At 53.1% G+C, this 24,006-nt stretch carries 18 protein-coding genes; 8 read left to right on the top strand and 10 right to left on the bottom strand.

The window, feature by feature from the left end; all coding sequences use genetic code 11:
* Positions 1 to 19 precede the first annotated feature (19 nt).
* Entirely contained in the window at positions 20 to 1,432 is a 1,413-nt protein-coding gene (locus tag ACNA05_RS11310; RefSeq protein ID WP_415811602.1) for a sugar porter family MFS transporter, read from the bottom strand.
* A gap of 251 nt (positions 1,433 to 1,683) precedes the next feature.
* Between ACNA05_RS11310 and ACNA05_RS11305 the strand changes: the two genes are divergently transcribed.
* From ACNA05_RS11305 to ACNA05_RS11290, 4 genes are all read left to right on the top strand, one after another.
* A complete protein-coding gene (locus ACNA05_RS11305; protein WP_415811601.1) occupies positions 1,684 to 4,107 on the top strand; it encodes a glycoside hydrolase family 3 N-terminal domain-containing protein in 2,424 nt (807 codons plus the stop codon).
* Entirely contained in the window at positions 4,108 to 5,553 is a 1,446-nt protein-coding gene (xylB, locus tag ACNA05_RS11300; RefSeq protein ID WP_415811600.1) for a xylulokinase, read from the top strand.
* Positions 5,554 to 5,564: 11 nt separating this feature from the next.
* Entirely contained in the window at positions 5,565 to 6,881 is a 1,317-nt protein-coding gene (xylA, locus tag ACNA05_RS11295; protein WP_415811599.1) for a xylose isomerase, read from the top strand.
* A gap of 194 nt (positions 6,882 to 7,075) precedes the next feature.
* Positions 7,076 to 8,350, top strand: a complete 1,275-nt coding sequence (locus ACNA05_RS11290; protein ID WP_415811778.1) for a Xaa-Pro dipeptidase — start codon at positions 7,076 to 7,078, stop codon at positions 8,348 to 8,350.
* A 25-nt stretch (positions 8,351 to 8,375) separates the two neighbouring features.
* Here ACNA05_RS11290 and ACNA05_RS11285 read toward each other — a convergent pair whose 3' ends face one another.
* From ACNA05_RS11285 to ACNA05_RS11260, 6 genes are all read right to left on the bottom strand, one after another.
* On the bottom strand, positions 8,376 to 9,521 hold the full coding sequence (locus ACNA05_RS11285; RefSeq protein ID WP_415811777.1) for an endo-1,4-beta-xylanase: 1,146 nt from the start codon (positions 9,519 to 9,521) through the stop codon (positions 8,376 to 8,378).
* A 158-nt stretch (positions 9,522 to 9,679) separates the two neighbouring features.
* The gene (gene gloA / locus ACNA05_RS11280; RefSeq protein WP_415811598.1) at positions 9,680 to 10,135 is read right to left on the bottom strand and encodes a lactoylglutathione lyase; all 456 of its coding nucleotides are present in this window, start codon (positions 10,133 to 10,135) and stop codon (positions 9,680 to 9,682) included.
* A 16-nt stretch (positions 10,136 to 10,151) separates the two neighbouring features.
* The gene (gene astD, locus ACNA05_RS11275) at positions 10,152 to 11,582 is read right to left on the bottom strand and encodes a succinylglutamate-semialdehyde dehydrogenase (protein WP_415811597.1); all 1,431 of its coding nucleotides are present in this window, start codon (positions 11,580 to 11,582) and stop codon (positions 10,152 to 10,154) included.
* Positions 11,579 to 12,859 carry a hydrolase gene (locus tag ACNA05_RS11270; RefSeq protein ID WP_415811596.1) on the bottom strand — a complete coding sequence of 427 codons (1,281 nt, stop codon included), beginning with the start codon at positions 12,857 to 12,859 and terminating at the stop codon, positions 11,579 to 11,581. The genes astD and ACNA05_RS11270 overlap by 4 nt, the downstream gene beginning before the upstream one ends.
* Positions 12,856 to 14,187 carry an N-succinylarginine dihydrolase gene (gene astB / locus ACNA05_RS11265; RefSeq protein ID WP_415811595.1) on the bottom strand — a complete coding sequence of 444 codons (1,332 nt, stop codon included), beginning with the start codon at positions 14,185 to 14,187 and terminating at the stop codon, positions 12,856 to 12,858. Before astB ends, ACNA05_RS11270 begins: the two co-directional genes overlap by 4 nt.
* Entirely contained in the window at positions 14,184 to 15,209 is a 1,026-nt protein-coding gene (locus ACNA05_RS11260) for an arginine N-succinyltransferase (RefSeq protein WP_415811594.1), read from the bottom strand. Before ACNA05_RS11260 ends, astB begins: the two co-directional genes overlap by 4 nt.
* Before the next feature lie 159 nt (positions 15,210 to 15,368).
* Between ACNA05_RS11260 and ACNA05_RS11255 the strand changes: the two genes are divergently transcribed.
* Genes ACNA05_RS11255 through ACNA05_RS11240 form a run of 4 tightly spaced genes read left to right on the top strand, consistent with a single transcriptional unit; the run spans position 15,369 to position 19,621 of the window.
* Positions 15,369 to 16,436, top strand: a complete 1,068-nt coding sequence (locus ACNA05_RS11255; protein WP_415811593.1) for an SMP-30/gluconolactonase/LRE family protein — start codon at positions 15,369 to 15,371, stop codon at positions 16,434 to 16,436.
* A 36-nt stretch (positions 16,437 to 16,472) separates the two neighbouring features.
* Positions 16,473 to 17,645 carry a saccharopine dehydrogenase family protein gene (locus tag ACNA05_RS11250; protein WP_415811592.1) on the top strand — a complete coding sequence of 391 codons (1,173 nt, stop codon included), beginning with the start codon at positions 16,473 to 16,475 and terminating at the stop codon, positions 17,643 to 17,645.
* A 55-nt stretch (positions 17,646 to 17,700) separates the two neighbouring features.
* Entirely contained in the window at positions 17,701 to 19,176 is a 1,476-nt protein-coding gene (locus ACNA05_RS11245; protein WP_415811591.1) for a Na+/H+ antiporter NhaC family protein, read from the top strand.
* The gene (locus tag ACNA05_RS11240; protein WP_415811590.1) at positions 19,169 to 19,621 is read left to right on the top strand and encodes an avidin/streptavidin family protein; all 453 of its coding nucleotides are present in this window, start codon (positions 19,169 to 19,171) and stop codon (positions 19,619 to 19,621) included. The genes ACNA05_RS11245 and ACNA05_RS11240 overlap by 8 nt, the downstream gene beginning before the upstream one ends.
* An 18-nt stretch (positions 19,622 to 19,639) precedes the next feature.
* Here ACNA05_RS11240 and dnaJ read toward each other — a convergent pair whose 3' ends face one another.
* The 3 genes from dnaJ to dnaK form a co-directional block, all read right to left on the bottom strand.
* On the bottom strand, positions 19,640 to 20,791 hold the full coding sequence (dnaJ, locus tag ACNA05_RS11235) for a molecular chaperone DnaJ (RefSeq protein WP_415811589.1): 1,152 nt from the start codon (positions 20,789 to 20,791) through the stop codon (positions 19,640 to 19,642).
* Positions 20,792 to 20,841: 50 nt separating this feature from the next.
* Positions 20,842 to 21,942 carry a glycosyltransferase family 4 protein gene (locus ACNA05_RS11230; RefSeq protein ID WP_415811588.1) on the bottom strand — a complete coding sequence of 367 codons (1,101 nt, stop codon included), beginning with the start codon at positions 21,940 to 21,942 and terminating at the stop codon, positions 20,842 to 20,844.
* 72 nt (positions 21,943 to 22,014) lie between these two features.
* On the bottom strand, positions 22,015 to 23,928 hold the full coding sequence (gene dnaK, locus ACNA05_RS11225) for a molecular chaperone DnaK (RefSeq protein ID WP_415811587.1): 1,914 nt from the start codon (positions 23,926 to 23,928) through the stop codon (positions 22,015 to 22,017).
* Positions 23,929 to 24,006 lie beyond the last annotated feature (78 nt).

Below are 24,006 nucleotides of genomic sequence, written 5' to 3'. Positions count from 1 at the left end.
AAGATATGCCTGGCAGGGATTAGCCTTGCATATCCTCCAATTCTTTGCCTTTGGTTTCATTCACCATCCAAAGGACAAAGAAAATAGAGACAAAGGCGAAGAAGGCGTAGATGCTGTAAGCCGCGGCGAGGCCGATGCCTGCCAAAAAGACCGGGAAAGACCAGGTGATTACAAAGTTCGTTATCCACTGTGCAAATCCAGCGACCGCCAAACCTGAGCCGCGGATCTGGTTCGGAAACATTTCGCCGAGCATAACCCACATGACCGGCCCCCAGCTCATGTTGAAACAGACCACATAAGCATTGGCCGCGATCAGTGCGACAAGTCCCATCTGCCCCGGAAGCTGTAAAGACCCATCGACCAGTTGGCCTCGTGAGAAAGCAAAGGCGACAACGGCCAAACTAACAAACATGCCTGTCGACCCCCAAACTAAGAATGGCTTGCGACCGACCTTATCAATCGTTGCTAGAGTAATCAGTACGGCCGCAATGGAGAGTCCACCGGACAAAACATTTATGAGAAGAGCGTCATTCTCCGTAAATCCGACAGCCTGCCACAGCACGGCGCCATAATAAAAAACAACGTTAATTCCGACGAGTTGCTGGAACATGGCCAAACCAATACCAACCCAGACAATTGTTCGGAACACGAAACCTTTTTGTCCAGACTTTACGAGCGTATCGCGCAAAGCGGGCTTGTGATCATTTAGAAGGGACGCGCGAATTTCCTCGACCTTCCGCGAGGCTTTCGCCTCTCCAAACAGTTTCAGCAAAGTAGATTTCGCCGCCGCCTCATCATTTTTAAACATGGAAAAGCGCGGGCTTTTGGGGATGAAGAACAATAATATCAGGAACAGAGAGGCCGGAATTAATTCCATCCAAAACATCCAGCGCCAAGTTTGAAATCCGCCCCAGAAAACCTCCGTCGATCCGCCAGCCATATTCGCGAGAATATAATTGGACAAAAAGGAGAGGAACAAACCGGCGATAATCGCAACTTGCTGAATAGACGTTAGTCGCCCGCGTGTCTCGGCAGGGGCAATCTCAGAGATATAGGCGGGCGCCATGACAGAGGCAGCGCCAACGGCAAGGCCGCCCAAAATACGGTAAAGAATAAATTCCAACGGCGCGCCGGAAACACCGGATCCCCAGGCACTAATTATGAAAAACACGGCGGCAACTATGAGCATGTTCCGGCGACCAAATTTGTCTGCCATCCATCCTGCAAAAAAAGCTCCAACCGCCGAGCCGAGCAACATAGAAGAAACGGAAAGACCTGTGCCGACACTGTCTGAGTTGAAAGCTTGTTGAAGACCATCAACGGTGCCGTTGATAACGCCGCTATCATATCCAAACAGAAAACCGCCTAACGTGGCGACAATAACGATCAGAAATATGAAGCCGGGGCTTCCCGTTTGCGCATTCTCTTTCATTGTGTTCCCCTAGATACACTTTGGTTTTATACAGTTGACCTGTCCTTCTTGATCTGGACATTCTTTTAAAATGTCAACGCTGTCAATTCCAGACTTTGAGCCGATAGATTTACTAACTCGCCAATATGGCACTGCTCTTCGATAAATTTGACAGCGTTGTCATTCTGTCTTAGTCGAGGTTTTCGGTCAAGGCAAATCAATTGCCAATAGATAATCCGTTTTAAGCGGAAGCAGCATTTCAAGGGGACTTCATGTCGACACGTCATCTTATCACTTCAGCTATTACCACGGTTTTGCTGATCACATCGGCGGGCGCCGCGATGAAAGGCCAGGCGCAGACACCAGCCTCCGACGCGCGAACAACCAAATCGGGCTTTCCAGTTAAAACGCTGTCTTCTTACGACCGGGTAAATGAATTGCTGGCCCAAATGACATTGGATGAAAAGCTGGCTCAGATTTCCTGTATCTGGTTTGATAAGAAGAAAGTCATCGAAAAAGACGGCTCCTTCAATCCGGAAAAAATGAAGAAAGAATTTCCCGAAGGCATTGGTTGCTTTGCCCGACCACAAGATACGCAGGGGATGGAAGAAGACATTGAACGTTCAGGCCTGAACGATTCAACTGTGGTCCGCAGCCTGAATGGCCGCACGCCGTCCAATACGGCCAACCTTATCAACACCATTCAGAAATGGCAGATCGAAGAAACGCGTCTCGGCATACCGATCCTGTTCCATGAAGAAGGACTGCATGGCTTCCAAGGCTATCAAGCGACCAGTTTTCCGCAGTCCATCGCTTTGGCGGCGACGTTTGATACAGATCTGGTAGAGCAGGTTTATTCCGTAACGGCGCGAGAAATTCGCGTTCGCGGCGCGCATCATGTGCTCTCTCCGGTGGTGGATATTGCACTGGACCCCCGTTGGGGCCGGATCGAAGAAACTTACGGGGAAGACCCCTACCTCGTCTCGCGTATGGGCGTTGCGGCGGTTAAAGGGTTTCAGGGCGACAGCTTTCCGATTGCAGACGACAAAGTCGTCGCTACTCTCAAGCATATGACAGGTCATGGTCAGCCCGAAGGCGGCATGAATGTTGGACCGAGTCAGGTCTCAGACCGCGAACTTTACGAACGGTTCTTCCCGCCTTTCGAGGCGGCAGTCAAAGAAGCTAATGCCGCCTCGGTTATGGCCTCATACAATGAAATCGACGGCATCCCGTCCCACGCCAATAGCTGGCTTTTAAATGATGTGCTGCGCGATGAATGGGGCTTTGACGGCGCTGTTGTCGCTGATTATTTTGCCATTAATGAACTTCAGGGCCGACATAAAATTGTCGATTCAATAGGCGAGGCGGGCGCGCTGTCTCTGCGGTCCGGTGTCGATCTCGAACTTCCGGACGGCGTGGCCTTTTATGAGCTAAAGGAAAAGATAGAAGCGGGTGAATTTGACGAGGCCTTGGTTGATCAAGCCGTGCGCCGCGTGCTCGAATTGAAAGAGCGCGCAAATCTGTTTGCCACGCCTTACGCCGACCCCGAGGCGGCAGATGCTCTGACGGGGAATCAAGAGGCGCGCGACCTGGCCGAAGAGGCTGCCCGGAAAGCGCCGGTTCTCTTGAAAAATAAAGAAAATATCCTTCCGCTAGATGTTGCAGACTATAAAACAATAGCGGTCATCGGGCCTAACGCGGCGATAACCGTTCTTGGCGGCTATTCGGACGAACCGCGCCAGACTGTGTCTATTCTGGACGGCATTAAAAACAAAGTCGGTGATAAATCGAATGTTCTTAATGCGCAGGGCGTGACTCTCACGGATAACCGGTCCTGGTGGGATGATGAGGTCAATCTGATTGACGAGGCTCTGAATCGCCGCGACATTGAAAAGGCGGTATCAGTTGCTAAAAACGCCGATTTGGTGATTCTGGCAATTGGCGGAGACGAATCGACCTCCCGCGAAGCCTGGTCAGAAACCCATATGGGCGACCGCAATGACATTACTCTGATTGGACAGCAGAAAGAATTGGTTGAAGCCGTTGCGGAAACGGGCAAGCCGATAGTTTCCGTCATTATTTCGGGCCGCCCTCTATCCCTCGCCAATGTCGATGACAATCTCGACGCGATTCTCTATGGCTGGATATTGGGGCAGGAAACGGGAACGGCCGTGGCCGATCTGTTATTTGGCGATGCCAATCCGTCTGGTAAAATGCCCGTATCTGTCCCGCGCACTGTCGGGCAAATTCCGGCCTTTTATAATCACAAACCTACCGCCCGCCGGGGTTATGCCTTTGATGATGCCAGCCCGCTTTATGTTTTCGGAGAGGGCATGAGCTATACCACTTTTGACATTTCCGAGCCTAGCCTGTCTGTTGCAACAATAGCTCCAAATGGAGAGGCAAGCGTTTCTGTGAATGTAACGAATTCCGGAGATATGGCCGGAGATGAAATCGTGCAGATGTATATTCGGGACAGGATAAGCTCGGTCACCCGTCCGGTCAAAGAACTGAAAGGGTTCGAACGCGTTAGCCTTCAGCCCGGCGAAACCAAAACGGTGGAATTTCCGATTACCAGAGAGGCTTTGCAATTCTACAATCGGGATATGAACCGCGTGGTTGAGCCCGGCGAATTTGACATCATGGTCGGCAATAGTTCGCAGAATGTGAAAACAACGACCCTGACGGTAAAATAAATGTATTTGGGTCTCGATATCGGCACGTCTGGCGTCAAGGCGGTTTTGGTGGATGACTCTCAGACCGTCATTGATCAGGCATCCTCACCTTTGCCCGTGTCGCGCCCTAAACCGCTTTGGTCGGAACAAAACCCCGAAGACTGGGTGCGCGCCACGCATGAAGCGGTGCATAAGCTCGACACACGGGCCCGCCGCGCTGTGAAAGCCGTGGGACTGTCCGGACAGATGCATGGCGCGACCTGTCTTGACGACCAAAATAGAATTATCCGCCCGGCTATTCTTTGGAATGATGGCCGCAGCAGCGCCAATTGCGCGGAGATGATGAACGAGATGCCGTCTTTGACAGAGATAACAGGCAATCTTGCTATGCCGGGTTTTACGGCCCCTAAAATCCGTTGGATGCGTCAGCAGGAACCCGAAAATTTCAAACGTATTGCGAAGGTTCTCCTGCCCAAGGATTATGTCCGTTACCGCCTGACTGGCGCATTTGCTTCGGATATGTCCGACAGCGCGGGAACGCTCTGGATGAATGTCGAACGCAGAGAATGGTCAGAGGAAGTTCTGGCTTTGACCGGTCTGACAACTAAAAATATGCCGGAGCTTTTTGAGGGGTCAGAGCCCACTGCGAAACTCAGCGCGAAAACCGCTGATGATTGGGGGGTGGCGCAAGTGCCTGTAGCGGCAGGCGGCGGAGACAATGCGGCCGGGGCCGTTGGGGCGGGTGTTGTGAATCCGGGAGAAGGTTTTATTTCCCTCGGCACGTCCGGCGTCGTCTTTCTGGCGGATAATCATTATCGCCCGAATACAGACGGAGCGGTGCACACATTCTGTCACGCTTTGCCGGGCCTGTGGCACCAAATGAGCGTGATCTTGGCGGCGGCGAGCGCGGTCGATTTTGTCGCGCGCATTGCCGGTTTCGAAACCGAAAGCGAACTTTACGACCAAACGGCAGATGCGAAAACGCCCGGGAAAGGCGCTATTTTTCTGCCGTATCTATCCGGCGAACGCACACCGCATAATGATCCAAAAGCGACGGGGGCCTTTTTTGGACTGACACATGAAGATACGCCGCTTTCCATGGCGCAAGCCGCGCTGGAAGGGGTGGCTTTCGCTCTTGCAGACGGGGTGGATGTCTTGAAAGCGACGGGCGCAAAAATAGAGTCCCTATCTGTCATTGGCGGCGGATCGCGGTCACATTGGTGGGGCGCGGTTATGGCCAGCGCCATGAACCTGCCGCTGACTTATCGCAAGGCGTCCGCTGTTGGGCCGGCCTTCGGCGCCGCGCGCCTCGCCCGTCTATGCGTCAGAGGCGAAGACTTTACCGAAGTTTGCGCGCCGCCAAAAATTGACCACGTCATCGAGCCGGATTCAGATATGTGCGACCTCTATGCGGGGCGCCGTGAAACATTTTCCAAACTCTATCACGCGACAAAAGAATTAAATTGAAGGATACAGTCATGAGCGGTTATTTCGATCATATCGACCCGATTAAATATGAGGGGAAAGACAGCCAGAACCCGTTGGCTTTCAAATATTACGACGCGACTAAAAAGCTTATGGGCAAAACCATGGCGGAGCACCTCCGTTTTGCGGTTTGCTATTGGCATAATTTCTGCTGGGATGGATTTGATGTTTTCGGCGGTGGAACCTTTAACCGCCCTTGGCACGGCGGAGAAAACAATCAAGCCGCAGCAGAAGCCAAGCTAGACGCGGCCTTTGATTTCTTTGACAGACTTGGAAATCCTTTTTTCTGTTTCCACGATATTGATGTCATGGCGGCGTCCGAAACGCCCAAGGAGCATGTTGAAAACTTCCATAAAATTGTCGATAAAATCGAAAACAAAATGGACGCCTCGGACGTCAAGCTTCTCTGGGGAACCGCGAACATGTTTTCCCATCCGCGTTATATGGCCGGCGCGTCGACAAATCCGAATCCGGATGTCGCTGCTTTTGCTGCGCTGCAGGTCAAGGAATGTCTTGAAGCGACCAAGCGTCTGGGCGGACAGGGCTATGTTCTCTGGGGCGGCCGCGAAGGGTATGACACCATTCTGAACACAAATGTGAAACAGGAAATGCAGCAATTGGGCCGCTTCCTGACTATGGTGGTAGAGCACAAACACAAGATCGGGTTTGACGGCGACATTTGGGTCGAGCCGAAACCGCATGAGCCCACTAAACACCAATATGACCGCGATGTCGGGACGATTTACGGCTTCCTTAAGGAATATGGTCTGGAAAACGAAGTCGGCGTCAATATTGAACCCAACCACGCCACTCTGGCCGGAAATAGTTTCGAGCATGAAATTGAAATGGCCAATGCATTTGGAATGTTTGGCTCTATCGATTTTAACCGCGGCGACCCGCAAAATGGATGGGACACGGATCAATTCCCGAACGACCTTCGCGAAACGACGATGGCGCTTTATTACATTTTAAAAGGCGGCGGCTTCAAAAAAGGCGGCGCGAATTTTGACGCGAAAGTCCGCCGTCAATCCATCGAAGCTGTGGATCTGTTCCACGGCCATATCGGCGCGATGGATCTCTTGGCGCGCAGTCTGGAAAATGCGGTTGCGATGATTGAAAATGATCAATTGCAAAAAATGAAGGATGAGCGTTACGCTGGATGGAAATCCGGACTGGGCGCTGACATGCTCGCGGGAACAACATCACTGGAAGACATGGCAGCTGCCTGTCTGCAAGAAAACAAATCACCAAAGCCTGTATCAGGCCGCCAGGAGCTGCTTGAGAACATTGTCACCCAGGCGGCGAAGTAATCTTTTCCTGCGCAGGCCCCACCCCCTGCGCAGGAACTCTCGCTTTTGCTCTGATTAGACTTTTTCAAAATTATTTCCCTTGAGAGGGGCTTTTCTTTGCGTCTGCTCTATGTCCGCCCTATCACGGCAGAAAATAGAAGGACGTGACCATGCGCATCAAATATTTTCTGACGGCTTTCGGGGCGGCCATGTTTATGAGCCCCTTGGCTTTTGCTAATGAACCCGCCAAAGCCTCTTCTGAACCGGAAGCCACCTTGATTGAAGCTGGAAAACTGGTGGATACGGTTTCGGGCCGTGTGCTGGAAAATCAAATGATTCTGGTTGAAAACGGAAAGATTGCGGCTATTGGAGCCAAATCAGAGATTGAAGGAATGACTTTACCCGACGGCGTAAAACGTATTGATCTCTCCGGCTATACCGTTCTTCCAGGACTTACGGATAGCCATGTCCACCTTATCGGCAATTCGAACTTGCATGGATATAAAAGCCTGTCGGAGTCGACACCCAGCGCCGCGATTTACGGCACGGTGAATGCAAGAAAAACGCTCATGGCCGGGTTTACCACGGTTCGAAATGTCGGCGCGCCGGGATTTGCCGATATTGATTTAATGAACGCGATTGACGAGGGCGTCATCACGGGCCCGCGCATGATTCCCGCGGGGCGGTCAATCGGAATTACGGGCGGCCATTGCGATAATAATCTTTTGCCATACGAAGACCAGAAAACCAGCGGCGGCGTCGCGGACGGCCCGTGGGCCGTGCGCGCCAAGGTGCGCGAGAATAACAAATACGGCGCCAAGGTTATAAAGTTTTGCGGCACGGGCGGCGTCCTGTCCAAAGGCACGAAAATCGGGGCGCAGCAATTTTCGTTCGAGGAAATGAAGGCCATCGTCGATGAAGCGCATCTGCTCGGCCTTAAAGTGGCGGTTCACGCCCATGGGGAAGAGGGCATCAATACGGCCATCCGCGCCGGAGTGGATTCGGTTGAACATGCGAGCTTTATTTCAGATGAGGGCATTGCCGAGGCCAAAACGCGCGGGACCTATCTCTCCATGGATATCTATGTCTCCGACTATATCCTCTCCGAAGGCGAAGAAGCGGGCATATTGGAAGAGAGCCTCGCCAAGGAACGCACTGTCGGCAAGAAACAACGCGAGCGCTTTCAAGCCGCCGTTGAGGCGGGCGCAAATATCGCTTTCGGCACGGACGCCGGAGTCTATCCCCATGGCGATAATGGCCGCCAGATGAAATATATGGTGAAATGGGGTCTGACCCCGATGCAAGCGCTTCAGGCCGCAACAATTAATAACGCCAAATTGTTCGGCGTTGAGGATATGTCAGGGTCGCTAGAGGCTGGAAAATATGCTGACATTATTGCCGTTGACGGCGATCCCATCGCTGATGTGAGCGAACTCGAGGACGTTGACTTTGTTATGAAGGGCGGCGTGATCTATAAAGCGGCGGAATAAATATATTCGCCGCTAATTGAAGACTTCAAATTTCGTAAGCCGGGTCGGTGATGGCGTGGAAAGCGGATTTTGGTTCGCCGTCTCGATCAAAAAGAAGTGGGTAATTAAATCTCTCGGCAGGATTGCTGTTCAGCCAACTATCTCCGTCCCGCACGCCCCAGAACGTTACGGATTCCACGCTCGGCTTTGTGACCAGGCGGTCAAAGATGTTTCTGAGCAAACGGGCTTGATCGGCCAGAAGGTTCTCCGGAGGGTTCGGCCCCAAATCGGGCTGACAATTTGTTCCGGTTTCATAGCAGGTGCCGGGGTCTTGATAAAAACTGACATCCAACTCTGTGATATGATTAATTAGACCGGCAAATTCATTATCGACTGCCTCAATCGCTGAGAGAGCCGCGGTCGGTGATGCATTGAGTCGAAGATGGAATTGATGTCCCACCCCATCAATCGGGACATTGCGTTCCCGAAAGCGACGGAGAATCTCGACCATATATCCCTGTTTAATGGGGTCTTCGGTATTATAATCACTTAAGAAGAGCTGTGCTGACGGGTCCGCAGCCCGAGCGGCGAGAAAGGCCCAATCAAGGTAATCTCCATTCCCAACGGCATTGAACCAATTGGTGCGGCGGTCGGGCCCCACACCATTGCTCCCATTATAGATATCAGTCGAGATGACTTCATTGGCAACGTCCCAGATTTTTACCCTGTCTTTGAAATGCGAGACAACTGTTTGGATATAATCTTCTAAACGCGCGCGAATATCATCCCGGGACCCTTGGAGGAAATAGTCGGGTGTTGCTTCGTGCCAAAGCAGCGCGTGGCCCCGAACGCTCATATTATTTTCCAGCGCCCAATCAATAACCCGATCGGCCCCGTCAAATTCATACGCCCCTTCCGTCGGCGCGAGAATGTCCGGCTTCATCTGATATTCGGGCGTCACGCTATTGAATTGCGACAGCGCTAATTCAGAGGACATATCTCCTCTGTTGATTTGCAAGCTCGACAAGGCCGTCCCGATCTCAAAATCATTCCGGAATCTATTTCGAAGAAAGCCTTCTGCGAGTTTCCCACTTCCGCTCGGTTGCGGTGGTGGCGGCGGGAGAGGAGGTGGCGGTGGAGCCACTGCAACAGGCGCGATGCTACCTCCGCCTCCGCCGCAAGCGGAAAGCATCAGGGCGCTCGCGCCGCCGAGCAGTCTCAGTCTGTCTCTTGCAGAGAAATCCACCACGCTTGTCCAAAGCCTTTATTGCCCAAATTAATGGGAGGCTTTTTTCAGAAAGCGATTAAATTGAATTTAAAAGAGGCGCTTAACAGTCTCTTAAAGCTGGCCTACCACTCGCCGGTGTTTTCCATTTTTGCCCAGGGTTCTTGCGGCTCCAGGCTCTCCCCTTTTTGCAATAGCTCGATCGAAATATTGTCAGGAGATCGGACAAACGCCATGTGGCCATCGCGGGGCGGACGGTTAATTGTGACGCCGTGTTTCTGCAGGCGTTCACACGCGGCATAAATATCATCCACGCGATAGGCGAGATGACCGAAATTTCGCCCGCCGGAATAACTTTCTTGCTCCCCATTTTCGTCAGGCCAATTATAGGTCAGCTCGAGCTCCGGGGATTTATCTTTATGTGCGGCTTCCACATTTCCGGGGGCCGCCAGATAAACAAGCGTAAATTTCCCGGCCTCGACGTCAAACCGCCGTGTCTCGACCAGACCAAGCGCATCCCGATAAAACTTAAGGCTCGCGTCCAAATCTTTGACGCGCACCATGGTGTGTAAATATTCCATTATGAAATCCTTCGGCTTATTTCATCCCAACCATAGGCGGAGAAGCAGGTGTTTCTGCGACTTGTCCTGCTTGCGGCCAAGCGCAATAATCCGCCGCGTAATAGGCGCCGGGGCGGAAATTCCCGGAGAGGCCAGGTCCGCCAAAGGGCAACGAAGACGCCGCGCCCGTGGTGGGTTTGTTCCAATTCAAGATTCCGGCTTTCATGCGCAAGCTGGCTTGCTCCCAGAGGTTTGCATCTTCGCTGACTAATCCGCCAGACAAACCAAATCTTGTATCATTGGCTTTGGTAATCGCGTCGTCGAAATCTTTTACGCGGTAAACTTGCATGAGCGGACCAAAGAGTTCCTCGTCGGCGACATTTGACGCGCCCGACATATCGATCAAGGCGGGGTGAACAAAGGCGCCATCTGTTTTGACGGGAATGATAGCTTCCCCTCCGGACTTCAGAAGTTCGGCTTCAAACTCCTCTGCCATTTGCGCAGAACGCCGTGAAGCGACAGGCCCCATAAAGACATCTTCATCCCATTTTCCGATCGTTGCTTGGCCAATCCGGGCTTTTATCGCGCTGAGAATATCATCGCCAAATGCGCCTTCCGGCAAGATGAGACGGCGCGCACAAGTGCAGCGCTGACCTGCCGTGATATAGGCGCTGAAAAAGGCAATATCGGCCGCGGCTTGAATGTCCCCGTCCCAAACGATCAGCGGGTTATTCCCGCCCATCTCGAGCGCCAGGATTATATTGGGCCGTCCGGCGAAATGTTTGTGAAAAGCCGTCCCGGTGGTGGCGGAGCCAGTAAATAAGAGGCCATTGATATCGGCGTTGAGCAAAGCCTGCCCCGTTTCCCGCCCGCCCTGAATGACGTTTAAACATCCGTCGGGCAATCCTGCCTCTTCAAACGCCGCGACCATAAGGGCCGCGACTGAAGGCGTAAGCTCTGACGGTTTAAACACACATGTATTCCCGGCCAGTAGGGCGGGAATAATGTGGCCATTGGGGAGATGCCCGGGAAAGTTAAACGGGCCAAAGACCGCCATCACGCCGTGTGGGCGATGGGTCAGGCTTAGGCCGCCATCGGATTTATCGCCGGCGCGTTCTGCCTGCGCCCGAATAGAATGACCAATTTTTCCGGCCATAGCGCCGACCTCAGTGCGCGCTTCCCAAAGGGGTTTTCCCATATCGCGCGAGATAGCGTAAGCGATCTCTTCTGTTTTAGATTTCAAGGCGTCCGCATATTTTTCTAATATACGAATACGGGCTTCGCGCTGCGTCGCTGCCCATTTCGGTTGGGCGGCATGGGCTTTGGCGATGGCGGCGTTTACCTGTTCCGCGCTTACCGCATGGCCCTGCCACACGCTCTCACCGGTAGCGGGACAAAAGCTTTCGAAAGCCTCGCCGTGCCCCTCCGACCATTTTCCGCCGGAATAAATATCTTCTGTCTTACTCATGATTGACTCATTAACTTTTTAATTTCGGGGGCATCAATACGTCCGTCCGCAATGCGGTTCAGCAAGAGTGCGGCCAAACCTGCCCGTTCGGACAGGCTCTCTACAACGAAAAATTCTTCGTCTGAATGAATGCGTCCGCCCCTAACGCCCAATGTATCAACATTCGGCGTTCCGGCAGCAAAGACGTTATTGCCCTCACACACACCGCCCGTATCTTTGAATTGCAGGTCTAGCCCCAGAGCTTTGCCTGTTGCTTGAACATCTGATAGGAGTTGATCCTGCGCCGCATTGCGCGGTTTCGGCGGACGATAAAACCCGCCATGGGAATGGGCTTTTATGCCGTCGCGGCTATCCAGCGCGTCTTTTAATGCTGCCTTAACGGCGCTCTCGGCCCAGTCGGCGTCTTCGGGTGTCGGCGCGCGGGCGCCCAATCGGAGAATGCCGAGATCAGGCACAATGTTGACCGCATTACCGCCGTCTATTTTGCCCACGTTGAAGGTCACGCCTTCACGTTGTCCGTTCAGGGCTTCGATACGCAGCGACAAGTCAGCGGCCGCCCAAATAGCGGAGCGTCCAGCTTCCGGCGCGCGGCCTGCGTGTGAGGCTTTGCCGTGGAAAACGATATCCCAGATACCGGAGCCCTTACGGGCGCCGGCCAGACTGTCGCAATCCATTGCAGGTTCGAAAGTCAGCCCGATATGAGCGTCTTTGGCCGCGGCGTGCAGGAGAGGCGATGAGGCGAAATTCCCTGTTTCTTCATCTGGCGTCAGAATTATTTCATAGCCGAGTTTATCTTTAAATGGGCCGGCTTCGAACGCGCGCATGGCGTCGATCATGACAGTCAACCCGCCTTTCATATCGGCCAAGCCTGGGCCGTTTAATTTTCCGTCGCCCAAATCCTTGATCTCGGTAAAGGTGCCGGGCGGAAAAACCGTATCGTAATGACCTGTCATGACAACCCGCAGAGGGGCGTCGAGGCGCGCCTGCGCGCGAAGTACGGGCCCGGTCTGAAAATATTCTTTTTCGCCCTTATTATTTATCTCTTCGATAGGATCTGTCGGCAGAGCTTCAACTTTGGCGTCGAGCTCGGACAAGGCTTCTAAGATGAGGGGGTATAACTCGTTGAGTCCCTCGGCGTTCAAACTGCCCGTATTGATAAGCGACCAGCTTTTAACGCGCTCCAGCATAAAGTCCTGGCGGGACTTCACAGTTTCAAGAACGGCTTTATCCTCTTCGCTCAGCGAGGAGAGGGAAATCAAATCTGTGACGGCATTCATGCGATGCCTCCTTCCATTTGGAAATCATAAACCGCGCCAAGAGACAGCATTTGCGTTAGCTCATCCAGAGCGGCGCGGCATTCCGTCATAAGAGCCGGATCGCCCAAATCGTCTTTTGTGAGGCGGTCACGGTAATGACGTTTAACCCAGGCTTCCAGTTCCGAAATTTTACCATCATCCATCAACATTGGAGAGTGGACCTGCGCGAGCTCTTCATCGGTCAGCTGCACGCGAAGGCGCAAACAGGCGGGGCCGCCGCCATTGCGCATGGATTGACGCAGATCGAGATAATGCGCTTCGGAAATCGGATTGTTTCCGGACAGGCAATAATCAACAAAGGCTTTGGCCGTTGGGGTCTCCTCCGCGTCTTTTGGCAAAATCAAGGCCATAGTCCCATCAGGTAAGCTCAAAAGCTGCGAATTAAAGAGGTAGGAGCTGATAGCGTCCTGGAGCGGCATATCCGCCATCAGGAACTCTGGCTCGAAACCGAGAGGCGCTGCCTTGGCGCGAACGGCCTTTTGCATAGCGTCGATATCGTCAAAGGCGTCCTTGTGATAGAACATGACGGTGCCATTGGTGACGCAGACAACGTCATTGTGAAACGCCCCGGCATCAATCGCTTCGGCGGACTGACGAAGATAAAGCGTTTTGTCCTCATCCAATTTGTGAAGGCGGGCGACCGCCTTTGAGGCTTCCAGAGTCTGGCGGCCGGGAAAGCGCGTTTGCTGCGTATCGCGAAAGGCTTCCCGTCCATAGACAAAAATTTCCAGCGCTTTTTGGTCGTGGCTGGCGCACATGCGGTTGTGGTTAGCCGCGCCTTCGTCTCCGAAAACAGTGTTGGAGGGTAGGGCAGAATGAACGGCCGCTTTGGGCAGGATGGCTTTTAACAGGCGTTCCGTTTGCGGCGCTTCGACAGAACGGTGCGGCATGGCGACGAGGTTGGCTGTGGTCAGGTGAACCTGTCCGTCCGCTGTGTCAGCCGAGGGGGACACAGTTGCCGCATTTGCCGTCCACATAGGCGAGGCGCTCATCAGGTTTGCGACGAGCGACGGATTGGCTTTCCAAGCGCTCTCATGAACCGCGCTGTCAGATCCCGTAAACCCGATCTGTTTGAGGTAATGGGTCAGCGGCCGAGCGTGAGGCGGCATTACGGCTTGCGGCAATCCCATTTTGACGAGAGTGCGCATTTTCTCCAGACCCTGCAAAGCCGCTTCTTTGGGGTTGGAGATATTACCCTTATTCCCGGCAGAGGCCACATTACCGAAGCTCAGTCCCGCATAATTATGCGTTGGCCCGACAAGGCCATCGATATTTAACTCCACACTCATATTGCCTCGTTTCTGACGATCTGGGGCTCTTTCATTTGCGCGATAAACACCGGGTCTGCGCCATGTCGGATTTTATCGGCCGTTTGTTTGTCGCCAATTTTTTTGACAAGATTAGCCGGCCCTACTGTGGCGCGGAAATTCATCCCGCTCCCGCAGGAGTAAAGGCACCTTTCCTGACCGGCGACATCGCCGTAGCTCTCAATTTCTGTTGTCGTTCTTGCGATCCAAGTCTTGTCGGTCTGGCACCTTACGGCTGGGCCGCCGTCAAAAACGTCACACATATCGGTTTCTTCAAATCCGATACTTTTCAGCATATTCATGGCAGGGCGGGAGTTGTCATGCGGCCGTCCGGTGCATTCCGAAACAATGGACGGCAGGAGGTTTAGCATAATTGGAAGGGCGGGAAGGAGGTCGACGATAAAACGTTTATCCACAGTCGACAGCTTGTCCGCGTTATCGAAATCCATCTGGATAAAGCGGGAGGCCAAGTGTTTCCAGAAAGGCGAGACGCCTTGCTCATCCGTCCAGCCGAGGATTTCTGCCATTAGCCCGTCTTGAAAACTGTCCCGATTGTTCTGGATATAACCAAACCTACCCGCTGACAGAAGACGCGCAAGTCCGGTCCCGCGCCCGGCCTGGGCCATAAACAAAGACGCGACTTCTGAATAAGAATAAAAGTCGGTGGTCAGTTGCAGCGTATCATAATCAATAGCGAGTTTCGGGTTGGTTGCGCGGCCAGAGTGGCGGGACCGTTTAAAATTATAAAACGGAACCTCGCCGCCCAATTTCATGATAATCGCCGAAATTCCTAAAATGACGCCGTCGCGCTCTACAACAAATAAGAGGCGGTTCGCGCCCTCTTTCTCGTTCAGCGTTTCGAGCGATTCTTCGACCTGCGCTTTTACGAGCTCCCGCGTGTTCGGAACATTCGTCAGTCCCTCGCGGGCGGTTGAGGTGAACTCAAGAATAGCGTCAATATCCGCTTTTTGGGCCAGCCTGAAAATATCTTTGTGCGTATCCAAACCTTAGTGTCATCCTGTGCAAATTCGTGAAACCACCTTCCTATCCCAAGGCGGGCTAACCGTAAACACACAAGACAGTCATTGATAAGCCCGCTTGTTCACACGCCGCGCTTTGTTTAGCGTGAGATAAAGCTGAAATTAATTTGGCTAGGGGAAATTATGAAACTGTTTCTGTATATCTTAGGCGCGGCATTGATTGCCCTCTCGGCTTATCTATTGCTGTGGCCTGTTCCGATAAATCCGCAGAGTTGGGACGCCCCTGCGGATGAGGGGTATGTTGGCGCGTTTGCGCCTAATGAGGCTCTTGCTGGCTTGACCGAAATTGATCTGCCGAACGGGCATTATGGACCCGAAGATATCGTAGAAATGGAGGGCTTAATTTACATGTCGACCCAGACGGGCTGGATACTCTCCTTCGACCCAGCCACCGGAGCAATGGTAGAGTTTGCTAAAACAGGCGGAAAGCCTTTGGGCCTCGAAGTGTATGAGGGCCGTCTTTATGTTGCCAATGCCTATAAAGGGCTCTTAGAGATCACTGCGGATGGAGAGATAAACTCCCTGACGGACACAGTGAACGGGACGCCGATTCTCTACGCCGACGATCTCGACGTTACCGATGAAGGCCTAATTTATTTTTCTGACGCCAGCACAAAGTTTGGAGCAAAATCGGCTGGGTCGACAATGGACGGATCGCTCCTAGAAATTATGGAGCATGGCCGTACGGGGCGCCTGCTAACCTACGACCTGACCACTCAAAAAACCAAAAGTGTTGCGGAAGGCATTTCCTTTTCAAATGGCGTGGCCATAGCGCCCGATGGAAACTCGGTCTGGGTCAATGAAACGGGAGAGTACCGCGTCTTGGAAATCTCGCCAGAGGGCGACCGCCGTGTGGTAATTGATAGCCTACCCGGATTTCCCGACAATATAAACCGTGGGCCTGACGGGACATATCTTTTGGGACTTGTATCCAAGCGCGCTAAACCTCTGGATGACCTATCATCCAAGCCCTTTTTGCGTAAAATTATTTGGCGCTTGCCGGAGTTTCTTAAACCTGCCGCAGAGAATTACGGTTTTGTCGTGCAACTTGATAGCGGCGGCGGGGTTGTAAGGACGTGGCAAGATTCAAAAGGAGCCTATCCGCTGACCACAGGCGGAATAGTGGACGAGGGCCGTTTATATGTGTCTAGCCTGGGGTCGGAAACTTTGGGTTATCGGCCTTACCCTTAATCTATAAGGTAGCACGAAATAAAAGAGGAAAGAAATATGTCAGACCGCGAATTTGAAATTGTCATTTACGGAGCCACTGGATTTACAGGGCGATTGGTCGCCGAATATCTGAACAGCGAATATGGCAGCGACTTGAAATGGGCCATGGCCGGACGCTCTCAGGGCAAGCTTGAAAAGGTCCGAGAAGAAATGGGCATTTCTAAAGACGTCGCTCTGATCGTGGCTAATTCCGATAAGCCTGAGACACTCTCAGACATGGCCAAGCGCAGCAAAGCCGTTATCACCACGGTCGGTCCTTACCAGCTCTATGGCGAGCCCTTGGTTAAAGCCTGCGTCGAAGCTGGCACGGATTATGTCGATCTTTGCGGGGAACCGGCGTGGATGCATGACATTATTGAAAAATATAACGCCCCGGCGAAAGAAAGCGGATCTCGCGTTGTGCTGTCTTGCGGTTTTGACTCCATTCCTTTTGATATGGGCGTTTATTTCCTCCAGCGACATGCCAATGAAGCCATAGGTAAACCCTTGCCAAAAATCCGAGGGCGTGTCCGCAAAATGAAAGGCACATTTTCAGGCGGGACGGCGGCGAGCTTTGCAGAGACGATGAAGCGCGCGAAGGAACAGCCAGAAATTCTGGACTGGCTGAAAGACCCGTTTTCTCTCGTGCCGAATTTCACCGGCCCGGCTCAGCCGACTGGTCATAAACCAATTCACGAAAAAGATATTGATAGCTGGTCCGCGCCTTTCGTTATGGCGTCGATCAACACCAAAAACGTTCACCGCTCCAACGCTCTCATGGGCCACGCTTACGGCGAAGGTTTTACCTATGACGAAATGATTTTGACCGGGCCGGGCGATAAAGGCGAGGCGGCCGCGAAACATGTTGCTGCAACCGATACTTTCGGCAAAAATCCGCCCAAGCCCGGCGAAGGTCCGTCTAAGGACGAGCGCGAAAACGGATTCTATGATATTCTGTTCATTGGCAACACCGAAGACGGGAAACAAATGATGGCGAGCGTCAAAGGCGACAAAGACCCCGGCTATGGCTCAACGTCGAAAATGATTTCCGAAAGCGCGCTGACATTGGTCAAAGACGTCGACCGGGATAAACCGGGCGGAGGCGTTTACACGACGGCGCCTGCTTTAGGCGCGGCTCTGATTGATCGTTTGCAGGATCATGCCGGCCTGACATTTACGCTGGAAGGATAAATCTAATTAACGCACCTCCCTTCCCAGGCGCTTTAATTTAGCTTAACGCGGAGAGATGGAAACTTACGGCCTTCTTTCTCTTCTGCCGCCTGTCTTGGCAATTGTCCTTGCGCTTTGGACACGTCAGGTTTTTCTGTCGCTTCTCTTGGGGATTGCCTCCGGCTTTCTTATCCTTGCAGGCGGGAATCCGCTGCAAGGTACGCTCGATACGCTCGGCGGTTTCGTCGCCGTTTTTGAGAGCAATTATAATGCCGAAATAATTATCTTCACCCTGCTTATCGGAGCTTTGATTGCGTTGATACAGCGCGCTGGAGGCGTCGAAGGATTCGTCAATCGTGTCCTAAATTGGCTGCAAGCCAGGGCGGCTAGAGCCGACGGGAAAGGGCAGCGTAAAAAGGTCGAACTTCTCGCCGTTCTGACTGGCATGCTGATTTTCGTCGAGAGCAATATTTCCACTCTGACGGTCGGCACGCTCTATCGCCCCGTCACAGATAAGCTCAACATCCCGCGCGAAAAACTCGCCTATATTGCCGACAGCACCTGCGCGCCCGCTTGTATTTTGATACCGCTCAATGCTTGGGGAGCCTATGTTATGGGCCTGCTCGCTGAACAAAATGTGCAAGAACCTGTTTCAATGTTGGTCGGCGCTGTAGCCTTTAATTTTTATCCGATGCTCGCTATTGCGCTTTTAATTCTCGTCATTCTGTCGGGCCGTGATTTTGGCGAAATGAAAAAAGCGGAAACCCGGGCCAAGACCGAAGGTAAAATTCTTCGTGACGGGGCCGTCCCTATGATTGCGGGCGACATCACGATGATGGAGGCCAAAGAGGGCGCCGCCCCCAAAGCGCGCAATATGCTCATCCCGATTATAACGCTGGTCTTGCTCATGCCGGTTTTTCTTATCTTTACGGGGTGGGACTCCACGGCGGACGCGCCCAACGCTTTCTTTGATATCATCAACCGGGCGTCTGGGTCCAAATCGGTTCTCTATTCTGTTTGCGGCGCGATACTCGTTTCTATGGCCCTGAACAAATCGCAGGGCATAATGGGCATACGCGAAATGGTGGACGTCATATTGAAGGGCATGTCCGGCATGGTGCCTTTGGCCTTGTTGATGGTATTTGCTTTTGCCCTCGGTACGCTTTGCGGCGACCTAGGTACGGGCATATATGTCGCCGAACAAGCCAAGCCATTTCTCTCGCCCGCCCTTGTCCCTGCGCTGATTTTCATCATTAGCGGATTTATCGCGTTTTCTACCGGAACGAGCTGGGGGACATTTGCGATCATGATCGCGATTGCCGTTCCGCTCGCGCAAGGATTGGAAACAAATGTGACTTTGGCGGTCGCCGCCGCGCTTGGAGGCGGGGTCTTTGGCGACCATTGCAGTCCGACCTCTGACACTTCTATCATCACCTCCATGGCGACCGCGAATGACCATATTGACCATGTTAGGACGCAGCTTCCTTACGCCCTTCTGGCTGGAGCGGGTGCGACAATTATTTATTTAGCGTTGGGATTTGCTGGTGTTTAACAAATTTATCATCGGTTTTGCTTTTGCGCTGGCCCTAAGTCTTTGGACGCCTGCGGAAGCCCAAATTGACGAGGCCAAAGCTGAGCCCATAAAATTATTCGAGGGCCAATGGATAAATGACCGAAACTCTGCCGTCAGGCTCATTGAAACAGACGGGGTATTGTCGGGTTATTACCAAACCGCCTTAGGTCAGCCAGATAAATCCAAACGCTTCCCTCTGACAGGGTTTGTCGAGGGTGACCAAATTACCTTTACCGTTAACTTCAAAGGCTATGGCTCAATGACTAGCTGGACGGGCCAAATGAGTGAAGATGCAAAGGGCCCCTATATCCGCACGCTTTGGAACCTCACGCGAGATGTTGAGGACGAGAACGAAGCCGATGATATGTGGAATTCCATCACATCAGGCGCAAGCGACTTTCGGCCTATGGAAGTCGGAAAGTGAAAGGACGGCAAGCCGTCCTTAGTCCACTAGTTCGTCCCAAAAAGCTCTGGCTTTATCAAAGAAGTTTTTGCTTTCTGGGCTGATGTCATCCCCACCTTCTTTCGCGAACTCTTCTAGGATTTCTCGTTGGCGCTTATTCAGCTTGGACGGCGTTTCGACGCCCAGCTCGACATACATGTCCCCGCGCTGAGAAGACCGAAGCGTACTCATGCCTTTTCCGCGCAAGCGCATGCGGCGGCCGGACTGGCTGCCCTCGGGAATTTTGAGTTTGGAGCGCCCGCGGTCAATTGTCGGGATTTCAATTTCCCCGCCGAGCGCCGCCGTTGTCATGGGAACAGGCGTTCGGCAGAAGAGGTTCGCGCCCTCGCGTTCAAACAAATCATGAGGCTTAACAGAAACAAAAATATAGAGGTCACCGCGCTGGCCCGGGCCGCCGCGTTTCGGGGCGGCGTCGCCTTGGCCTGAAAGCCGGATACGGGTACCGTCCTCGACGCCTGCTGGAATGGACACATCCAAGGCCGTTTGTTGACGGACCTGACCTTGTCCGTCGCAAGACCGGCAGGGGTCAGAGACATATTCGCCTTGCCCGCCGCAGGTGGTGCAGGGGCGTTCCATGGTGAAAAATCCTTGTTGGGTGCGGACGCGCCCGGCGCCGCCGCAAGTGGAGCAAGTCTCGATAGAAGCGCCCGGTTCGGCTCCGACGCCGTCGCATCGTTCGCAGTCTTCGGCAATCGGAACTTCGATATCTATATCTTTGCCGTTAAAGGCATCTTCTAACGAAATTTCCATTTCATAACGAAGGTCGGATCCGCGCTGTACGGTTTGCCGTCCGCGGCCGCCGCCAAACATATCTGCAAATCCGCCGCCGGCGGCTCCGCCGCCAAAGATCTGGCTGAATATATCGCCAAAGTCCTGGAAGCCTGCGCCGCCCATACCGCCGCCTTGTTCAAAGGCTGCATGACCCATTCGGTCATAGGCCGCGCGTTTTTGGTCGTCGGACAATACACCATACGCTTCGTTCAGTTCTTTAAAACGCGCTTCAGCTGCGGGATCGTCTGGGTGTCTGTCCGGGTGACATTCCATCGCCTTCTTCCGGAATGCGGATTTAAGGGATTTGGCATCGGCGCCTTTTGCGACGCCTAAAATTTCGTAATAGTCGCGTTTTGCCACGGCTTAGATTCCTTGCTTCTCGTCTGGATAGTCCCATACCGCCGCCCATATCAGGTAAGCGCGAGAACCTCTCCAATCTGGCGGTCCCAGAGGAGCGTTTGCGCCTGTGCATAAGCAGCGTTTCCCATGTGGGAAGCACGGTCCGGTTCGTCAATAAGCCCTTGCAGGGCAATGACAACTTCATTCAGATTTTCTCCATCCACCACGAGGCCGGTCTCGCCGTCTTGAACCGCGTCGGGTGCGCCGCCTGCTTTGCCGGATATGCTGGGGAGGCGGTGCAGGCCTGCCTCGATGTAAGTAATTCCGAAGCCTTCACATTGATCGCCAATTTGCCGCCCGGGCTGCATGTAGATGTCAGCACTGTCGAACAAAGCGGTTTTACGCCCTCCCTCGATCCGCCCGGCAAATTCAACATGGCCTGATAGACCAGAACTTTCGACAATTTCTTTGAGCCTTTCCAAGTCCGGCCCCGCCCCGGCAATTACCATTTGAGCTTCTACATCTTTCAGGTGGAGCTGGCGCAACGCCGTCACCGCCGTATCGATGCCTTTCCAGTCAATCAGGCGGCAAAGCGCGAGTAGACGGATCCCGGTCGCGGGCCAGAGGGCGTCGGCAAAGGCCTTGTCGGCATCTGTAGCTGGGTCGGGCTCGGACACGGGGTTTGGTCGCACATGTAATTTCGGGCCACCGCTATGGGGCAGGTAGGCCTGGACGCGGAGCGCGGTTTGCGACGAGACGCTGATAATGTGATCTGCTTTTTCCAAAGAGCGCATGATGCGCGCCGTTTTCGAACTATTGGGGTCTTTGGGAAACTCGTTTCCATGGGCGTAGATGAGAATCGGAACGTCAATATCGGTAGAGAGAAGCTCTGCGCTTTTCCAGCTATCACATACGATATGGCTGACAGTATTTTCCTGACAAAATCGTTTAATGGCCGAGGCTTTGTTTCGTCTGCGCCATTGTTTCAGCCCGCTGAACCGGCGGACGGTATAGGGGGCGGTGGCCTCCTGGTCATAAGCTGCGGCGCGTCGATCTCCGTCGGCATAGACGACCACCTCATTCTTTTTGGCGGCGGCGCGCGCAAACCCGTCCATCAAGGTTTGAATACCTCCGGAGCGGGGCGGGAAAGCCTGTGCGGACATCAAAATCATAAATTATCTATCCAATAAAAAACCCCCTGCGCCTAGACGCAGAGGGTGAAAATTCTGAAACTTTTAGAAAACTTAAGACTTATTTTCGTCTACGTCTTCAAACTCAGCGTCGACAACGTCTTCGTCGTCATCGTCTGCTGCGTCAGCCGCAGCAGAGGCCGGGCCGTCATCATCTTCTTGGGAGTTAGCGTATATTGCTTCGCCCATTTTCATAACGGCCGCCGTCAGCACCTGAATTTTATCTGTGATCAGAGCCGTGTCATCAGTTTCCGCAACTTCGCGGAGTTCCTTGACCGCATCTTCAATCGCTTCCTTGTCTTCGTCAGAGAGGCTTTCACCATGCTCTTTCACGTCTGACTCGGCTTTGTGCGTCAGAGCTTCGGCCTGGTTTTTGGCTTCGGCAAGCTCGCGGCGGGCTTTATCCTCATCCGCATTAGCTTCGGCGTCTTTAACCATGGCCTCGATGTCGTCCTCGGACAAACCGCCACTGGCCTGGATACGGATTTGCTGTTCCTTACCTGTGGCTTTGTCTTTGGCCGAGACGTTCACAATGCCGTTGGCGTCGATGTCAAAGGTGACTTCGATTTGCGGCATACCGCGAGGCGCCGGGGGAATACCCACCAGATCAAACTGACCGAGCAATTTGTTATCCGCAGCCATTTCACGCTCACCTTGTGAGACCCGAATAGTCACAGCTGACTGGTTGTCGGCAGCGGTTGAGTAAACCTGAGACTTCTTCGTCGGAATCGTCGTGTTCCGGTCGATCATGCGGGTAAACACGCCGCCCTCGGTTTCAATACCGAGAGACAGAGGCGTTACGTCAAGCAGGAGAACGTCTTTGACGTCGCCTTGCAAAACACCAGCCTGAATAGCGGCGCCCATGGCAACCACTTCATCCGGATTCACCCCTTTATGAGGTTCTTTACCAAAGAAATCGGCCACCGCTTTTTGAACGGCTGGCATACGGGTCATCCCGCCGACCAGAACGACATCATCAATATCGCCGGCTTTAAGACCCGCATCGGAAAGAGCCTTTTTACACGGCGCAATTGAACGTTTAATAAGATCGCCGACAAGTGTTTCCAACTTAGCGCGGGACAGCTTCATGTTCAAATGTTTCGGGCCGGAAGAGTCTGCCGTAATGAAGGGCAGGTTCACTTCGTAAGAAGAGGCGGATGACAGCTCTTTCTTGGCCTTCTCGGCTTCTTCGCGAAGACGTTGCAGTGCGAGCTTGTCGCCTGAGAGGTCAATGCCTGTGTCTTTTTTGAATTCCGAATTGAAATATTCAACGATGGCCATGTCAAAATCTTCACCGCCGAGGAATGTATCCCCATTTGTGGATTTCACTTCAAAGACGCCGTCTCCGATTTCGAGGATGGAGACGTCGAATGTACCGCCGCCCAAATCGTAAACCGCAATTGTTTTGCCGTCTTCTTTGTCCATACCATAAGCAAGCGCCGCGGCTGTCGGCTCGTTGATGATCCGCAGAACTTCGAGACCGGCAATTTTACCGGCGTCTTTCGTCGCCTGGCGCTGAGCGTCGTTAAAGTAAGCTGGAACCGTGATAACGGCTTGTGTCACGCCGGAGCCCAAATAGTCTTCAGCGGTTTCCTTCATTTTTGTCAGGATCATCGCAGAAACTTCGGACGGGCTTAGCGCTTTTCCGTCGCGATTTTCGACATAAGCGTCTCCGCCTTTGCCTTTGACGATTTTATACGGAACCATTTTGGCGTCTTTTTTGACGGCCGGGTCTGTCATGGCGCGGCCAATCAGACGCTTAATGGCGTAATAAGTGTGTTCCGGGTTTGTCACCGCCTGGCGACGTGCCGGTGTGCCGATAAGGCGTTCGCCGTCTTCCGTAAAGGCGACGACGGATGGGGTCGTGCGTTGACCCTCTGCATTTTCGATAACCCGGGGCTTGTCACCGTCCATCACGGCAACACATGAATTTGTCGTACCCAGGTCAATACCAATCACTTTAGACATGGTTTGCTCCTTTTATGCGGCCCCTTCAAAGGCCACGACGTTAATAATGGGGTGTGTCCACTCTGTGTGAAACCTGAG

Source organism: Litorimonas haliclonae (genome assembly GCF_965138505.1).
In the GTDB taxonomy this organism is placed as follows: domain Bacteria; phylum Pseudomonadota; class Alphaproteobacteria; order Caulobacterales; family Maricaulaceae; genus Litorimonas; species Litorimonas haliclonae.
The sequence above is the reverse complement of the archived record's forward strand: the minus strand, read 5'-3'. Positions and strand labels throughout refer to the sequence as shown.